The organism is Nocardioides yefusunii (genome assembly GCF_004014875.1).
Classification (GTDB): Bacteria; Actinomycetota; Actinomycetes; order Propionibacteriales; family Nocardioidaceae; genus Nocardioides; species Nocardioides yefusunii.
Genome location: NZ_CP034929.1, coordinates 335,965 through 350,243 on the forward strand (window position 1 = coordinate 335,965; position 14,279 = coordinate 350,243).

Here is a 14,279-nt window from a genome sequence, read left to right on the forward strand (position 1 = left end):
CGTCTGTCAGGTCAGAGGAATCAGGCCAGAGGAATCAGGCCAGCGCCTCGACGGCCTCGGCGATCGCCAGGGTGCGCTTCGCGGAGTCGACGTGGAGGTTCTCCACCATCTTGTTCTTGTAGGTGACCACGCCACCGTCGGAGGCCTCGAAGGCGGCGATCAGGCCCTTGGCGTCCTCGATCGCCTCGGCGGACGGCGCGAACGCAGCGTTGGCGCCCTCGACCTGGCCGGGGTGGACGAGCGTCTTGCCGTCGAAGCCCATCTGGCGGCCCTGCTCGCACTCGGCGAGGAAGCCCTCGATGTTCTTGACGTCGTTGTAGACGCCGTCGATCACGGCGATGCCGGCGGCGCGGCCTGCGAGGAGTGCGGTGTGCAGCGACGGCAGGATCGGGGCGCGGCCGGGCACGTGCTCGGCGTAGAGCTCCTTGACGAGGTCGTTGGTGCCCAGGACGAAGGCACCCAGACGCGGGGAAGCGGTGGCGATCGCGAGGCAGTTGAACATCGCGATCGGGGTCTCGACCATCGCCCAGAGCTTGGTGTGCTCCGGGGCACCGGCGGCCTCCATCGCGGCGACCAGCTGGTGCACCTCCTCGGCGCTGTTCACCTTCGGCACGACGATCGCGGCCGGACCGGCCTGCGAAGCGGCGACGATGTCGTCGTCGTGCCACGCCGTTCCGATGCCGTTGACGCGGATCGTGACGGTGCGACGGCCGTACTCACCGGACTGCACGGCAGCGACGGCCTTCGCGCGGGCCTCGATCTTGGCGTCGGGGGCGACGGCGTCCTCGAGGTCGAGGATCAGACCGTCGCACGGGATGGTCTTGGCCTTCTCCAGCGCGCGCTCGTTCGAGGACGGCATGTAGAGGACGGAGCGGAGCGGGGTGAAGTCAGTCATGTCAGTGCTTTCGTTCGTCAGGGGGGATCAGTCGAGGACGATGGCGTCGTAACGGGCCTTGAGCTCGGGGTCGATCGCGGCGAGCTCCTCGGCGAGGTCGACCATGACCTTGCACTGCTTGACGGAGGCGTCGTCCTCCATCTTGCCGTCGAGCATCACCGCGCCGGTGCCGTCACCCATGGCGGCGATCACGCGGCGGGCGTGCTTGACGTCCTCGACGGAGGGGGAGAAGACCTGGTTGGCGATCTTGATCTGCACCGGGTGCAGCGACCAGGCGCCGACGCAGCCCATCAGGAACGCGTTGCGGAACTGGTCCTCGCACGCGACGGTGTCCTTGATGTCGCCGAACGGTCCGTAGTAGGCGTAGATGCCGTGCATCGCGCAGGCGTCGACCATCCGCGCCATCGTGTAGTGCCACAGGTCCTGCTGGAAGATCGCACGCTGACCGGTGAAGTCGTAGCCGCCCTCGGCGAGCGGGGCAGCGTCCTGGCGGACCAGGTAGCCGGGGTGGCCGCCACCGACGCGGGTGGTCTTCATCCGACGGTCGGCGGCGAGGTCGGCGGGACCGAGCGAGATGCCCTGCATGCGCGGGGACGCGCCACAGATCTCCTCGACGTTGGCGACACCGCGGGCGGTCTCCAGGATGGCGTGGATCAGGATCGGCTTCGTGATGCCGGCCTTGGCCTCGAGCTGGGCCAGGAGACGGTCGACGTAGTGGATGTCCTCGGCGCCCTGGACCTTCGGGACCATGATGACGTCGAGCTTGTGGCCGATGGCGGGGACGAGGGTGGTGAGGTCGTCGAGCACCCAGGGGCTGTCGAGGGAGTTGATGCGCGTCCAGAACTGCGTCGGGCCGAAGTCGGTCTCCTGACCGATCTTCACGAGACCCTCGCGGGAGATCTCCTTGTTCTCGGCCTTGACCGCGTCCTCCAGGTTGCCCAGGAGGACATCGACGGTGCCGACCATCTCGGGGACCTTGGCAGCCATCTTGGGGTTGCCCGGGTCGAAGAAGTGAATGGCGCGGCTGGGCCGTGCCGGGATCTCGCGGACCGGGGCCGGAGCACCGACGGCGAGGGGGGCGAAGAAGTCCTTGGCAGTGCGCATGGGCCGGAACATAACAGCGCGGCCTCGCCGGCGTGTATGACGGATGCCACCGTGGACATCTGGCGAAATCGGTGACCGCGGTCACCGATCCGTGGCAGTCGGGTTAACGACCGCTACCCGATCGCCGCGCCGGACGCCGGGCCGGACGCCGCGGCCGCGGTAGCGTCGTCGACGTGGAGGACGCATACGGGGTGAGCGAGTGGCTGGACGATCGCGGGCCGCTGCTCCCGCTCTTCGCACTGGCCGACGACTCGCCCGAGCAGGTCTCCGGCTATCTCGGCTCCGGGCGCGTCTGGGTGGCCCGCGCCCCGGACGGTGCGGTGGTGGGGCACGTCCAGGCGATCCCTCGCGACGACCGGGTCTGGGAGGTCTCCAGCACGGCTGTCCTGGAGACGGCACGGCGTCGCGGCGTGGGCAGTGCGCTGGCCAGGACCGCCGTCGAGGCAGCCCGCGCGCAGGGGATCGGTCGGTTGGTGGTCGCCACGGCCACCTGCGACGTCGCCAACCTCGCCTTCCACCAGCGTTGCGGCTACCGGATGACCCACGTGGTGCGCGACGTCTTCACCCCGGCCAACGGGTACCCGGAGTCCGTGGTGGACGGCATCGAACTGCGGGACCAGATCTGGTTCGACCAGATGCTCTGAGCTCAGGGAACGGGGACGGCTCCCACCGGTCCGGTCTCGTCCACGCCCTCGAAGACGTCCTTGGGGGCCAGGAGCAGGAGACACGCAGCCGCCAGTGCGGCCACGGCGCAGACGCTCCACACCGTCAGGTAGCCGCTGAGCGGCGCGTGCCCGGCCTCGGGGTCGCCGAGCGATCCGGTCGAGGCCAACGCGATCGCGAAGATCGACGACGCGATCGCTCCGCCCACCGCCTTGGTCGCGTTGGTCATGCCGGTCGCGAACCCGGTGCGGTCCGCAGGCGCGGCGGCGGCAGCGGCCGCGGGCAGCGCGGCAATGAGCATCCCGGACCCGACACCGGCCACACCCATGTTGACCAGGCCCTGCACCGTCGAGTCGTGCAACGGGATCCACAACGCGTACCCGAGCGCCACCAGGGCAGCCGCGAGCACGAGCGCGTTGCGGGCACCGAGGAGACGCGACCACAACGGCAGCGTGAACGCACCGACCGCCATCGTCAGGACGTAGACGCCCACCAGGATCGAGACGAACGATGCCCCGGCACCCAGCCCGTAGCCGGTGACGTCGGGGTCGGCCTGCGCGAACGTCGAGAGCGGGATCTGCGCACCCAGCACCGAGAACCCGAAGAGGAACGCCGTGATCTGGATCGGCCACTGGGCCGACGTGGCCAGCAGTCGGACGTCGACGAGTGGGTCGGCGGTGCGCGCCGAGTGCCGCACCAACCCGACCATCACGACGAGGCCGAGGACCACCAGCAGCCATGGTCGTACCGCGCCCGGGCCGTCGAGACGGACCAGCATCAGACCGGCGAGCAGCAGCACCAGCCCGGTGGTGACCAGTGCGAGACCGGGGGCGTCGAGACGACGTCCGGTGGTCGTCGGGGGGAGGTCGGGCAGGAGTCGCAGCATCAGCACCAGACACAGGGTGGTGACGGCCGCGGGGATCGCCAGCATCACGTTCATGTCGAGACGGTCCACCAGTGCGCCGCTGGAGAGTGCGGCCACGATCACCGACGTCTCCAGGACACCCACCAGGATCGCGGCGGCCTTGCGGGTCAGACGTCCCTGCTCGCCGGTGTCGGCGGTGATCCGGTAGACGATCGCGACCTCGATCGGCAGCCACACGATGTAGGCACCCTGCAACGCCCATGCGCCCAAGAACGTCCAGAATCCCGGAGCGACGGCGGTGGCCCACGAAGCGAGCGCGGTGATCGCGGTCGCCAGCACCATGACGCGCTTGTGGCCCCACAGGTCGGCAAGGCGTGACAGCAGCGGGATGCAGAGCGCGGAGACCGTCAGCTGGGCAGCCTCGAACCAGTTGAGGTCACCCTCGGAGATCCGCAGGTGCTCGGCGAGTGCGGGGAAGATCGGTGTGTAGAAGCCCTGCAGGACGCCGGAGGCGACCTCGACGCCTGCGAGCAGGGCGACGACGGCGGCGAACGTGGGGACGACGCGTCCGGCGGAGGTGGGTGCGACTGCCATGGCTGGCACGTTACGCAGCGGAGAGGTTCTCGGAGCGGCATCTGGGGCGATTGGTGCACCGTCGCGATGGTCCGTCGCAGCCGAGCCCCGCGGGTAACGTGGGCGGTCCCCTCATGATCCTGTCCACCCGAAAGGCCACCCCGCATGGTCACCGCCGCGGCTCACGGCACCAGCCGAGCCAGACAGACGCTCCGCGTCCTCCAGCACCGCATCGTCTCGGGGGAGTGGCCGCTGAACTCCCGGATCCCCACCGAGAAGGAACTCGTCGAAGAGCTCGGCGTGGGCCGCAGCACCATCCGTGAGGCGGTTCGCACTCTCGCCAACATGGGCATGCTCGAACCCGCCCCCAGTCGCGGCACCTTCGTCCGTTCCCTCACCCCGGTCTCCGAGGTCCTGGGCGAGTTCATGGCGGGGCGTGGTGTCGTCGATCTGATCGAGACCCGCGTCGCCCTCGAGGTCGAGGCGGCCCGGCTCGCCGCCGGCCGGATCTCGGCCAAGGAGCTCTCAGCGCTCCGGACCTCCCATGACGACGACGTCGCCAGCACCGCCGGCGCCGAAGCGGGCGCCGACCTGGGAGCCGGGTCGACCACTGGAGTGGAGCGCGGATCGACGCCGGGCCAGTTCCACGCCCTCGTCGTCCGCGCCTCCGGCAGCGCCCTGATCGCCGACATGCACGCCGGCGTCATGCGGGGGCTGCGTCGCGCGGTCAGCCGTGGCGAGGCCCGTCCCGGGATCGACGCGGCCTCCCGTCACGCCGACCACGCAGCACTGTTGGCTGCGCTGGCCGCCGGTGACGAGGACCGGGCCGCCGCAGTGGCGCGTGACCACGTCCTGCGTGACCTCGTCCCGACCGCCGGGGACGCCACGGACCACGACGCCTGACCCGACGTCGGGCCGGTCAGTCCAGGTTGCGCAGCAACTGGCCGTACCAGCGCACGCCCTCGTCGAACGCCTCGAGGCCGATCCGCTCGTCGTAGGAGTGGATCGACTCCCGCTGGGCCTTGCTCATCCGGAACGGGGCGAACCGGTACACCCGCTCGCAGACAGCTGCGAAGTGACGCGAGTCGGTGGCGCCCATCAGGACGTACGGCGAGGGCACCGCGTCGGGGAAGACCTCGGCGACGGTGCGCTCCAGGAGCGCGAACGCCGGCTCGTCCTCGAACGCCGAGACCGGCGTCGGCTCGGCGCTCTCCAGCAGGTCGAGGTGGACGTGCTCGTCGTCGATCGCGTCCCGCAGGTGTGCGGTCGCCGAGGCCACCGAGTCGCCCGGCATGATCCTGACGTTGACGCCGGCCTTCGCGGTCGAGGCGATCACGTTGATCGCCGGGGATCCGCTCAGCTGGGTCACCGCTGCCGTCGTGCGGACCATCGCGGCCGGTTCCGCGCCAGCCAGCACCAGTGCCCGGGCCAGCAACGGCGCCAGCTTCGACGAGTTCGCCATCAGCGGGCGCAACGCGGCGGGGGCGTGCGGAGCCATCCGGCGGAACAGCTCCAGGGTGGGCGCGGGCATCCGGGCCGGGAACGGCTTCTTCTCCAACCGCATCACCGCGCGCGCCAGACGCCACGTCGGGCCCTTCGCGGCGGGCTGCGAGGCGTGGCCGCCCCGGCCGTCGACGCGGAGCTCGAACGACGTGGCACCCTTCTCCGCCACCCCGATCACCGCGATCGGAGCTGCGACACCGGGGAAGGAGTCGTGGGCGACCGCGCCACCCTCGTCGAGCACCATCCAGGGGCGCACGCCGAGCGAGGTCAGGTGCTCGACGGCAGCGACGGCGCCCGTTCCGAAGACCTCCTCGTCCGCACCGAACGAGAGCCACACGTCCTGGGCCGGGACGAACCCCTCACCCAGGAGCTCCTCGACGGCCGCACAGATCCCGGCGACACAGTTCTTGTCGTCCAGAGTGCCGCGGCCCCACAGAAAACCGTCGGCGATCACCCCGTCGAACGCAGCGTGGGTCCAGGTGGCGTCGGCGTCGACGGGAACGACGTCCATGTGCGCCATCAGCACCACCGGTCGCTCCGACGACGCGCCGCGCCAGCGGTAGAGCAGCGAGTGTCCCGCCAGCGCGGTCCGCTCCAGCTGGGTGTGGAGCAGCGGGTACTCCTCGGCCAACGCCGTGTGCAGGGCGGCGAAGGCGGCGTCGTCGACCAGCGCAGGATCCCGGTCGGAGACGGTCGGGATCCGGACCAGACGCTGCAGCTTCAGCAGGGCGGGGGAGGGGTCGGCAGGGTTCACGAGGTCGAGGCTAGTCACCGGTGTGACGCCACGCTCCTGATCCGGGGGATGCGTGCGTGAGCGGTGTGACACTTCGTGACCGTTCCGTGCGGGCCCCGCCTGATCAAAGTCACCCGTTCACATCTACAATTGAGCAGCCGACCCCCCTGTCCCTGCAACGAGAGGTCTGCCCTTGCTGGTTGTCATCGCTGTCCTGTTCCTTCTGGCGGCGGTGTGTCCAGCCATCTTCGTCACGGTGGGTCGACGTGCGTTCGTCCCCGTCGCGGCCGTGCCCGCCGCCGCTGCGGTCTGGGTCGCCACCCAGGCTCCCGCCGCGTTCGACGGAACCACCCGCACCGAGGTGCACTCCTGGGTGCCCTCCCTCGGCCTCGACCTCGCGTTCGCGATGGGGCCCCTGCAATGGGTGCTCTCCCTCGTCGTCCTCGGCGTCGGTGCCGTCGTCCTGGCCTACTGCGCCTGGTACTTCCACGACGACTCGGTCGGGGTGCCACGCTTCGCCGGCGTCCTGGTCGCGTTCGTCGCCGCGATGCTCGGCCTGGTCCTGGCCGACGACCTGCTGCTCCTCTACGTCTTCTGGGAGCTCACGACCGTCTTCTCGTTCCTGCTGGTCGGCCACGACGCCACCCGTATCGCCGCCCGCCGTGCCGCGGTGCAGGCGCTCATCGTCACCACCCTGGGTGGTCTCGCGATGCTCGTCGGTGCGCTGATCCTGGGCCAGACCGCCGGGACCTACCGGATCACCGAGATCCTCGCCGACCCGCCCGGCGGCACCGTCGTGGGCATCGGCGTGCTGCTGCTGCTGGCCGGCGCGATCAGCAAGTCGGCGATCTTCCCGTTCCACTTCTGGCTGCCCGCCGCGATGGCGGCACCCACCCCGGTCAGCGCCTACCTGCACGCCGCCTCGATGGTGAAGGCCGGCGTCTACCTGGTCGCGCTGCTCGCCCCCGCCTACGCCCTCGACACCCCGGGCTGGCGTCCGGTCGTGGTGGGTCTGGGCATCTTCACGATGCTGCTCGGCGGCCTCCGGGCCCTCAAGCAGAGCGACCTCAAGCTGCTGCTCGCCTTCGGCACCGTCTCCCAGCTGGGATTCATGGTCGCCGTGCTCGGCATCGGTACCCGCGCCGCCACCTTGGCCGGCCTCGCGGTGCTGCTCTCGCACGCCTTCTTCAAGGCGACGCTCTTCCTCACCGTCGGCCTCGTCGACCGCACCACCGGTACCCGTGACCTGCGCAAGCTCTCGGGCCTGGGACGACGGATGCCGTGGGTCGCGGTGGCAGCGACTCTGGCCGCCGCCTCGATGGCCGGAGTCCCGCCGCTGCTGGGTTACGTCGCGAAGGAGTCGGTGCTGCTCGCGCTCGTCGACGTCGCCGAGTACGGCGAGGGCACCGGCATGGACGGCGCCTGGGGCTGGACCGTCCTGGTCGGCGTCGTCCTGGGCTCGATCCTGACCGCCGCGTACGCGCTGCGCTTCGTCTGGGGTGCGTTCGCCACCAAGCGCGACGCCGACGGCACGGCGCTGCCGGTCACCCCCACCACCGACGTCGCCGTCGGCTTCGCCGCGGGCCCGGTCCTGCTCGGCTTCCTCGGCCTCGCGCTGGCGTTCGCCGGCAAGCCGCTCACCGAGGTGCTCGCCCACCAGGCCGACCTTTTCCCCGAGGGCCACCACCACGCCGAGCTGACGCTGTGGCACGGCTTCGGCCTGCCGCTGCTGCTCACCTGCGTCGCGTTGGTCGTCGGAGTCCTGCTCTTCCTGGGCCGCCGCACCGTCGAGCAGGTCCAGGGTGCGCTCAGCCTCGACGTCTCCACCGAGAACGGCTACCGGCGGATCATGCGCGGCCTCGACCGCGGTGCCGTCGAACTGACCGCCGTCGTCCAGCGCGGTTCGGCTGCCGCCTACCTCGGCATCACCCTCGTCGTCGTGATCGTGCTGCCCGGCTCGGTGCTGCTCAGCACCTGGGACACCATCCGCGTCACCGCGTGGGACACCCCGGTCCAGGCCGTCGTCGGCGTCGTGGTGATGATCGCCGCAGTGATGGCGACCCGTTCGCGTCGCCGTCTGCGTGCGGTCCTCCTGGCCGGTGCCACCGGCTACGGCACCGCGCTGCTCTTCGTCCTGCACGGCGCCCCCGACCTCGCGCTCACCCAGGTGCTGGTCGAGACTCTCAGCGTCGTCGTCTTCGTGCTCGCGCTGCGACGGATGCCGGAGTACTTCACCGACCGACCCCTCAGCGGCCGCCGCTACTGGCGGATGGCGCTCGGCGTGGCCGTGGCCGTCGTCGTGGCCGGGTTCCTGCTCGTGGGTGGTTCGGCCCGGATCGACACCCCGATCTCGTCGGTGCTCCCGCAGCTCGCGGTCGACTACGGCGGTGGCGCCAACATCGTCAACGTCGTCCTGGTCGACACCCGCGCCTGGGACACCCTCGGCGAGATCGCGGTGCTGGTCGCCGCCGGCACCGGTGTGGCCAGCCTGATCTTCCTCGACGTGCGCGGCACCGAGATCCGTCGTGTGCACGAGATCCCGCTGCCCGAGGGCGTCGCCAAGCAGCCCACCTCGCTCGGTCGCCGCGTCTGGCTGCCCGCGCCGCGCACGATGGCCGCCGACAAGCGCGCGATCATCTTCGAGGTCGTCACGCGACTGATCTTCCACACCATCGTGGTCTTCAGCGTCTACCTGCTGTTCGTGGGCCACAACGCCCCCGGTGGCGGCTTCGCCGGCGGTCTCACCGCCGGTCTCGCCCTGGTGATCCGCTACCTCGCCGGTGGCCGGTACGAGCTCGACGAGGCCGTCCCGATCGACGCCGGACGTCTGATCGGCACCGGACTCGCGATCGCGGCCCTGGCCGCGGTGCTCCCGGTGCTCTTCGGTGGCACGATCCTGCAGTCCGCCGTCCTGCACGTCACCCTGCCGGTGGTGGGCGAGGTCCACCTCGTCTCCTCGGCCCTCTTCGACATCGGCGTCTACCTCGTCGTTCTCGGTCTGGTCCTCGACCTGTTGCGCGGTCTGGGCTCCCAGATCGACCGGCAGATCCACCGCCAGCAGAAGCAGGAAGCAGCCGACGCGGCTGCCGCCGAGCAGTCCGCCCAGCAGGCAGGAGTCGCCCGATGAGCGTCTCGACCACTCTTCTCACCACTCTGCCCACGCTCCTGTCCGCCGCTGGCGGCTCCGGCGGCGGCACCGTCGCCGAGGGACCGCAGGACGTCAACCTCACCCTCGTCCTCATCGCCGCCGGCCTGATCGGCTGCGGCGTCTACCTGCTGCTCGAACGCAGCCTGTCGCGCGTCCTCGTCGGACTCGTGATGATGGGCAACGGCGTCTCGATCGGCTTCCTGGTGGCCTCCGGGCCGGCGGGGGAGGCCCCGATCGTCACCGACGCCGAGGGCGTCACCTACTCCGACCCGCTGCCGCAGGCGATGGTGCTGACCGCGATCGTCATCATGCTCGCGACCGTCTCGTTCGTGCTCGCGATGGCGTACCGCTCCTGGCAGCTCGAGGGCAACGACGACGTCCAGGACGACACCGAGGACGCCCTGATCCGTCGGATGGCCGCCGCTGACGTCGAGTCCGACTCCTACCGTGCCGAGGACGACGAGTCCGAGGACGACTCCGACTCCGACTTCACCACCGAGGAACTCGCCGAAGCCGCTGAGGCCGAGGCCGCCGAACGCGAACGCGAACGCGCTGCGAAGGTGCTGCGTGAGGTCGCCCGCAAGGAGCAGGCCGCTCGTCAGGCTGCGAAGGACGCAGCCAAGGACAAGGCCGCACCCGCCGCACCTGTCGAGCCGACCGAACCCACCGACGACGAGAAGGAGGCGAACCGATGAGTTGGATCGTTGCTCTCCCGGTCCTGCTGCCGATCCTCGGCGCCGGACTCTCCCTGGCCCTCTCCAAGCGCCCGCGGCTGCAGCTGGTCCTCAGCGTCGCGGTGCTGGTCTCGGTGGCCTCGGTCGCCGGATGGCTGATGTTCCTGGCCGACACCGAAGGCCCGCAGACGTTGTGGGTGGGCGGCTGGGCAGAGACGATCGGCATCGTGCTGGTCGCCGACCGCCTCTCCGCCCTGATGCTGCTGGTCAGCGCCGTCGTGACCCTCGCGGTCCTGGGGTACTCGATCGGTCAGGGCATGGTCGACGACGAGGAGTCCGCGCCCGTCGCGGTGTACCACCCGACGTTCCTGGTGCTGGTCGCCGGAATCTCGAACGCGTTCCTCGCCGGCGACCTCTTCAACCTCTTCGTCTCCTTCGAGATGCTGCTCTTCTCCTCCTACGTGCTGCTCACCCTGGGCGGCACCGGAGCCCGCATCCGCGCCGGCACGATCTACGTCCTCGTCGCGCTGCTCTCCTCGACGCTGTTCCTGATCACGCTCGCGGTCACGTACTCCGCCACCGGCACCCTGACGATGGCGCACCTCTCGCAGCGGCTCTCGGTGATCGACCCGGACGTCGCGCAGATGATCCAGCTGCTGCTGTTCACGACGTTCGCGATCAAGGCGGCGGTCTTCCCGCTCTCGTTCTGGCTCCCGGACTCCTACCCGACGGCTCCGGCCCCGGTCACGGCCGTCTTCGCGGGTCTGCTGACGAAGGTCGGTGTGTACGCGATCCTGCGGATGCAGACCGCGATCTTCCCCGACTCCCCGATGACCGACCTGCTGCTGTGGATCGCACTGCTGACCATGGTGATCGGCATCCTCGGCGCGATCGCGCAGTCCGACATCAAGCGCATGCTGTCGTTCACGCTGGTGAGCCACATCGGCTACCTGGTGCTCGGCATCGGCGTCGCCGGACAGGCCGGGATCTCGGCGACGATCTTCTACGTCGTCCACCACATCACCGTGCAGACCGCGCTGTTCCTCGTGATCGGTCTCGTCGAACGCCGCACCGGCTCGACGTCGTTGCTCCGGATCGGTGGCCTGGCCCGGATCGCGCCGCTGCTGGCGGTGCTCTTCTTCGTCCCCGCGATGAACCTGGCCGGCATCCCGCCGTTCAGCGGTTTCATCGGCAAGGTCGGTCTGCTGCAGGCCACCATCGACCTCGGCACCCCGCTGGCGTGGGGTCTGGTCGCCGGTGGAGTCCTGACCAGCCTGCTGACGCTGTACGCGGTCGCGAAGACCTGGGCCGTCGTCTTCTGGCGCACCCCCGCGGAGGCGCACCAGGCACTGGTCGAGATCAACGCCCTGCAGGACCAGCCCGGCGTCACCTCCGGCACCCGCCCCACCGAACACCGCGGTCACCTGCTGACCTCGGCCGGTGCAGTGCCCGCGGCGACCATCGCCGAGGCCCAGCAGGTGACCTCCTCCGAGGTCGACGAACGTGACTTCCACCAGCTGATCGAGGCTGGCGAGGACACCCCGCACCTGCCGCTGTCGATGCTCGGCCCGGCCTCCGCGCTCGTCGCCGTGACGGTCGCTCTGACCGTCCTGGCCGGCCCGCTCTTCAGCTACACCGACCGGGCCGGGGCCGACCTCGTCGAACACACCCCTTACATCGACGCGGTGCTTCCCGGCGACACCACTCCCGCTGACCTGGAGGCCGCCCGATGAGTCCCCGGATGAGGACCGGCTGGACCGGCAGGGTGCGTCCCTCGCGCTACCGAGCCCTGCAGCCGTGGCCGCTGGCGTGGTTGACGGTGCTGTGGATCGCTCTGTGGGGCAGTGCCTCGGTCGGCAACGTCGTGCTCGGGTTCGCGGTCGCCGTCGCGGTGTCGTGGTTCTTCCCGCTGCCGCCGGTCGACCTCGGTTCCAAGGTGCGGTTCTGGCCGTTGGTGTGGCTGGTCGTCCACTTCATCGGCGACGTCCTCAAGGCCAGTGTGCAGGTCTCGCTGGTGGTGCTGCGTCGTCGTCCGGTCCGCAACGCGGTGGTCAAGGTCGACCTGCACTCCAACTCCGACTTCGTCCTCACCGGTGTCGCAGCGATGCTGACGCTGGTGCCCGGATCGGTGGTCCTGGAGGCACGTCGATCGACCCACACCCTGTTCCTGCACGTCCTCGACACCGACGACGAGGCAGCGGTGGAGAAGTTCCGCGCCGAGGCGTTCGCCGTGGAGGAACGCTTCCTGCGTGCCTTCGAACCGTTGCCCGAGTTCCGGGTCGACGCACCCACCCTGGCTGCTGCTGCGGCCGCCCGTGAGGAGGAGTCCCGATGACGTGGGTACTGCTCGCCTCCGCGGTGATGCTGAGTGCCGCCGCGCTGCTGCTGGTCTTCCGGATCACCGTCGGACCCACGATCCTGGACCGCTCGATGGCCCTGGACGTGATGATGTCGGTGATGGTCTGCGCGGTCGCGTTGAAGTCGATCTGGCGTGAGGACGCCTGGTCGATCCCGATGCTGCTGGTGCTGGCCTCGGTCGGATTCGTCGGGGCGGTCTCGATCGCCCGCTACGCCTCCGGCGCCGACGACGACGAGGCCCGTGACGACGACTCCGACGACTCCGAGGACGAGGCCCGCGCATGACTTGGACCGACGTTGCCGACGTGGCCGCCGCTGCTCTGCTGTTGGCCGGATCGGCGTTCGCGCTGATCGCTGCCATCGGCGTGGTGCGCCTGCCCGACCTGCCCACCCGGATGCACGCCGCCACGAAGCCGCAGGTGATCGGCCTGATGCTGGTGGTCTGCGGTCTCGCACTCAAGCTGCGCGAACCGAGCGTGCTGGGGTTGTTGTTCTTGGTGGTGATGATGCAGATGGCCACCGCCGTCGTCTCGGGTCACATGGTGGCCCGTGCGGGTTCGCGTGCCGGTCTGGTGCGCGACGACCTGCTCGTCGTCGATGAACTGACCCACGAGCCCGATGCCCCTGACGGTCCGGAGCTCCGCGGCGCTCCCTGAGCCGTCGCTCGCTGCGCTCGCCTGCGCAATTGTCGGATTGATGCCGCTCGGCCGGCGTGTCGGCGCATCAATCCGACAATTGCGGGCTGCCGCTGCGCCCGTTCGCTGAGCCCGCTCGGTGAGCACGTTCGACGGGGCGGGGGAGAATGGACGACGTGAGCATCCCTCCCGCGTCCGCGCAGCCCTCGCCGTTCCGTTGCACGCCCGGCAGTCGCGCCGACGCCGAGCCGATGGTGGGCACCGCGCCGACCGACACCCGCTACCTGCTGCTGGAGTACGCCGGGGCGTGGGGCAAGAAGGCCGTCGCGGACTCGCGTCTGCCCGACGACGTGAAGACCGCCCTGGCCGGACTCTCCGCGGCGGGCGTCAACGTGATGCTGGTGCGTCGTCACGGCGGACGCACCGCCGAAGGCGTGCGGGTCTTCACCGTCGAGGTGACGCCCACCGACGCTCACGTCCGGGGCGCGATGCTCGCCGACGTCAGCGTCCTGCTCTCCCTCGACCTCGAGACGTTCGCCGCCACCGGTGTCCTGACCGGGCTGGAGCCGTGGGAACGCGACCTCCACCTGGTCTGCACCAACGGCAGCCGCGACCTGTGCTGCGCCGAACTGGGCCGTCCGGTCGCTGCCGCCGTCAGCGCCCGTTGGCCCGCGGAGACCTGGGAGTGCACGCACCTGGGCGGGCACCGGTTCTCGGCGACGCTGCTCTCGTTCCCGTCGGCGATCTGCCTGGGTCGCCTCGACGCCGAGAGCGCGGTGATGGCACTGGAGGAGATCGAGGTGGGACGTCACCCGCTCGGGTTCTCCCGCGGCCGCGCCGGACTCAGCGGCGCCGCGCAGGTGGCGCAGGTCCACGTCATGGAGATGACCGGACTCGACGACCTCGGCGACGTCCTGGTGCTCGAGGAGTCCCACGGCGTGGTGCGACTCCTCGCGCAGGCGCCGGGTTCGGAGGGTGCGCAGGTGGAGTGGCAGGTGGGCGTGCGGTCGGTGAAGGTGCCGCGTCGTCAGTCGTGCGGGGACTCCCCGTTCAAGCCGGCCACGTCGTACGAGGTGATTGCAGCCGGGCCCGTCGGCTGACCCGGGCACGCCCGCCGCAAACTCCACT

General features: G+C 70.3%; 13 protein-coding genes. 9 read left to right on the forward strand and 4 right to left on the reverse strand.

What is annotated here, in order from left to right:
* Positions 1-34: 34 nt before the first annotated feature.
* Both EOV43_RS01385 and EOV43_RS01390 read right to left on the reverse strand, forming a co-directional pair.
* Positions 35-895, reverse strand: a complete 861-nt coding sequence (locus tag EOV43_RS01385; protein ID WP_128219347.1) for an HpcH/HpaI aldolase/citrate lyase family protein — start codon at positions 893-895, stop codon at positions 35-37.
* A gap of 27 nt (positions 896-922) precedes the next feature.
* A complete protein-coding gene (locus tag EOV43_RS01390; RefSeq protein WP_128219348.1) occupies positions 923-1,999 on the reverse strand; it encodes an HpcH/HpaI aldolase/citrate lyase family protein in 1,077 nt (358 codons plus the stop codon).
* Positions 2,000-2,172: 173 nt separating this feature from the next.
* Here EOV43_RS01390 and EOV43_RS01395 point away from each other — a divergent pair, with 173 nt between their 5' ends.
* Positions 2,173-2,643, forward strand: coding sequence for a GNAT family N-acetyltransferase (locus EOV43_RS01395; protein WP_206611364.1), 471 nt, complete (start codon positions 2,173-2,175; stop codon positions 2,641-2,643).
* A gap of 2 nt (positions 2,644-2,645) precedes the next feature.
* Here EOV43_RS01395 and EOV43_RS01400 read toward each other — a convergent pair whose 3' ends face one another.
* Entirely contained in the window at positions 2,646-4,121 is a 1,476-nt protein-coding gene (locus tag EOV43_RS01400; RefSeq protein WP_128219349.1) for an MFS transporter, read from the reverse strand.
* Between the two features lie 144 nt (positions 4,122-4,265).
* Here EOV43_RS01400 and EOV43_RS01405 point away from each other — a divergent pair, with 144 nt between their 5' ends.
* Complete coding sequence (locus tag EOV43_RS01405; protein ID WP_128219350.1) at positions 4,266-5,003, forward strand: FadR/GntR family transcriptional regulator; 738 nt, start codon at positions 4,266-4,268, stop codon at positions 5,001-5,003.
* A 16-nt stretch (positions 5,004-5,019) separates the two neighbouring features.
* Here the strand turns inward: EOV43_RS01405 and EOV43_RS01410 are convergent, their stop codons facing one another.
* The gene (locus EOV43_RS01410) at positions 5,020-6,357 is read right to left on the reverse strand and encodes a M20/M25/M40 family metallo-hydrolase (RefSeq protein ID WP_128219351.1); all 1,338 of its coding nucleotides are present in this window, start codon (positions 6,355-6,357) and stop codon (positions 5,020-5,022) included.
* Between the two features lie 172 nt (positions 6,358-6,529).
* Between EOV43_RS01410 and EOV43_RS01415 the strand changes: the two genes are divergently transcribed.
* The 7 genes from EOV43_RS01415 (at position 6,530) to EOV43_RS01445 (ending at position 14,251) form a co-directional block, all read left to right on the forward strand.
* Positions 6,530-9,463 carry a Na+/H+ antiporter subunit A gene (locus EOV43_RS01415; protein ID WP_128219352.1) on the forward strand — a complete coding sequence of 978 codons (2,934 nt, stop codon included), beginning with the start codon at positions 6,530-6,532 and terminating at the stop codon, positions 9,461-9,463.
* Positions 9,460-10,179, forward strand: a complete 720-nt coding sequence (locus EOV43_RS01420; protein ID WP_128219353.1) for a Na(+)/H(+) antiporter subunit C — start codon at positions 9,460-9,462, stop codon at positions 10,177-10,179. Before EOV43_RS01415 ends, EOV43_RS01420 begins: the two co-directional genes overlap by 4 nt.
* On the forward strand, positions 10,176-11,891 hold the full coding sequence (locus EOV43_RS01425; protein WP_128219354.1) for a Na+/H+ antiporter subunit D: 1,716 nt from the start codon (positions 10,176-10,178) through the stop codon (positions 11,889-11,891). Before EOV43_RS01420 ends, EOV43_RS01425 begins: the two co-directional genes overlap by 4 nt.
* Positions 11,892-11,899: 8 nt before the next feature.
* Entirely contained in the window at positions 11,900-12,493 is a 594-nt protein-coding gene (locus EOV43_RS01430) for a Na+/H+ antiporter subunit E (protein ID WP_206611365.1), read from the forward strand.
* The gene (locus EOV43_RS01435; protein ID WP_128219356.1) at positions 12,490-12,801 is read left to right on the forward strand and encodes a monovalent cation/H+ antiporter complex subunit F; all 312 of its coding nucleotides are present in this window, start codon (positions 12,490-12,492) and stop codon (positions 12,799-12,801) included. The genes EOV43_RS01430 and EOV43_RS01435 overlap by 4 nt, the downstream gene beginning before the upstream one ends.
* The gene (mnhG, locus tag EOV43_RS01440) at positions 12,798-13,172 is read left to right on the forward strand and encodes a monovalent cation/H(+) antiporter subunit G (RefSeq protein WP_128219357.1); all 375 of its coding nucleotides are present in this window, start codon (positions 12,798-12,800) and stop codon (positions 13,170-13,172) included. Before EOV43_RS01435 ends, mnhG begins: the two co-directional genes overlap by 4 nt.
* Before the next feature lie 155 nt (positions 13,173-13,327).
* Positions 13,328-14,251: a sucrase ferredoxin gene (locus EOV43_RS01445; RefSeq protein WP_164878604.1), complete on the forward strand. Its 924-nt coding sequence runs from the start codon at positions 13,328-13,330 to the stop codon at positions 14,249-14,251.
* The last annotated feature ends 28 nt before the right edge of the window (positions 14,252-14,279 follow it).

What these genes read in the sequence shown, in the direction of transcription:
- EOV43_RS01435 (WP_128219356.1), top strand. Translation starts at nt 12,490, where the DNA reads ATGACGTGGGTACTGCTCGCCTCCGCGGTGATGCTGAGTGCCGCCGCG.
- EOV43_RS01405 (WP_128219350.1), top strand. Translation starts at nt 4,266, where the DNA reads ATGGTCACCGCCGCGGCTCACGGCACCAGCCGAGCCAGACAGACGCTC.
- EOV43_RS01390 (WP_128219348.1), bottom strand. Translation starts at nt 1,999, where the DNA reads ATGCGCACTGCCAAGGACTTCTTCGCCCCCCTCGCCGTCGGTGCTCCG.
- EOV43_RS01400 (WP_128219349.1), bottom strand. Translation starts at nt 4,121, where the DNA reads ATGGCAGTCGCACCCACCTCCGCCGGACGCGTCGTCCCCACGTTCGCC.
- EOV43_RS01425 (WP_128219354.1), top strand. Translation starts at nt 10,176, where the DNA reads ATGAGTTGGATCGTTGCTCTCCCGGTCCTGCTGCCGATCCTCGGCGCC.
- mnhG (WP_128219357.1), top strand. Translation starts at nt 12,798, where the DNA reads ATGACTTGGACCGACGTTGCCGACGTGGCCGCCGCTGCTCTGCTGTTG.
- EOV43_RS01420 (WP_128219353.1), top strand. Translation starts at nt 9,460, where the DNA reads ATGAGCGTCTCGACCACTCTTCTCACCACTCTGCCCACGCTCCTGTCC.
- EOV43_RS01430 (WP_206611365.1), top strand. Translation starts at nt 11,900, where the DNA reads ATGAGGACCGGCTGGACCGGCAGGGTGCGTCCCTCGCGCTACCGAGCC.
- EOV43_RS01385 (WP_128219347.1), bottom strand. Translation starts at nt 895, where the DNA reads ATGACTGACTTCACCCCGCTCCGCTCCGTCCTCTACATGCCGTCCTCG.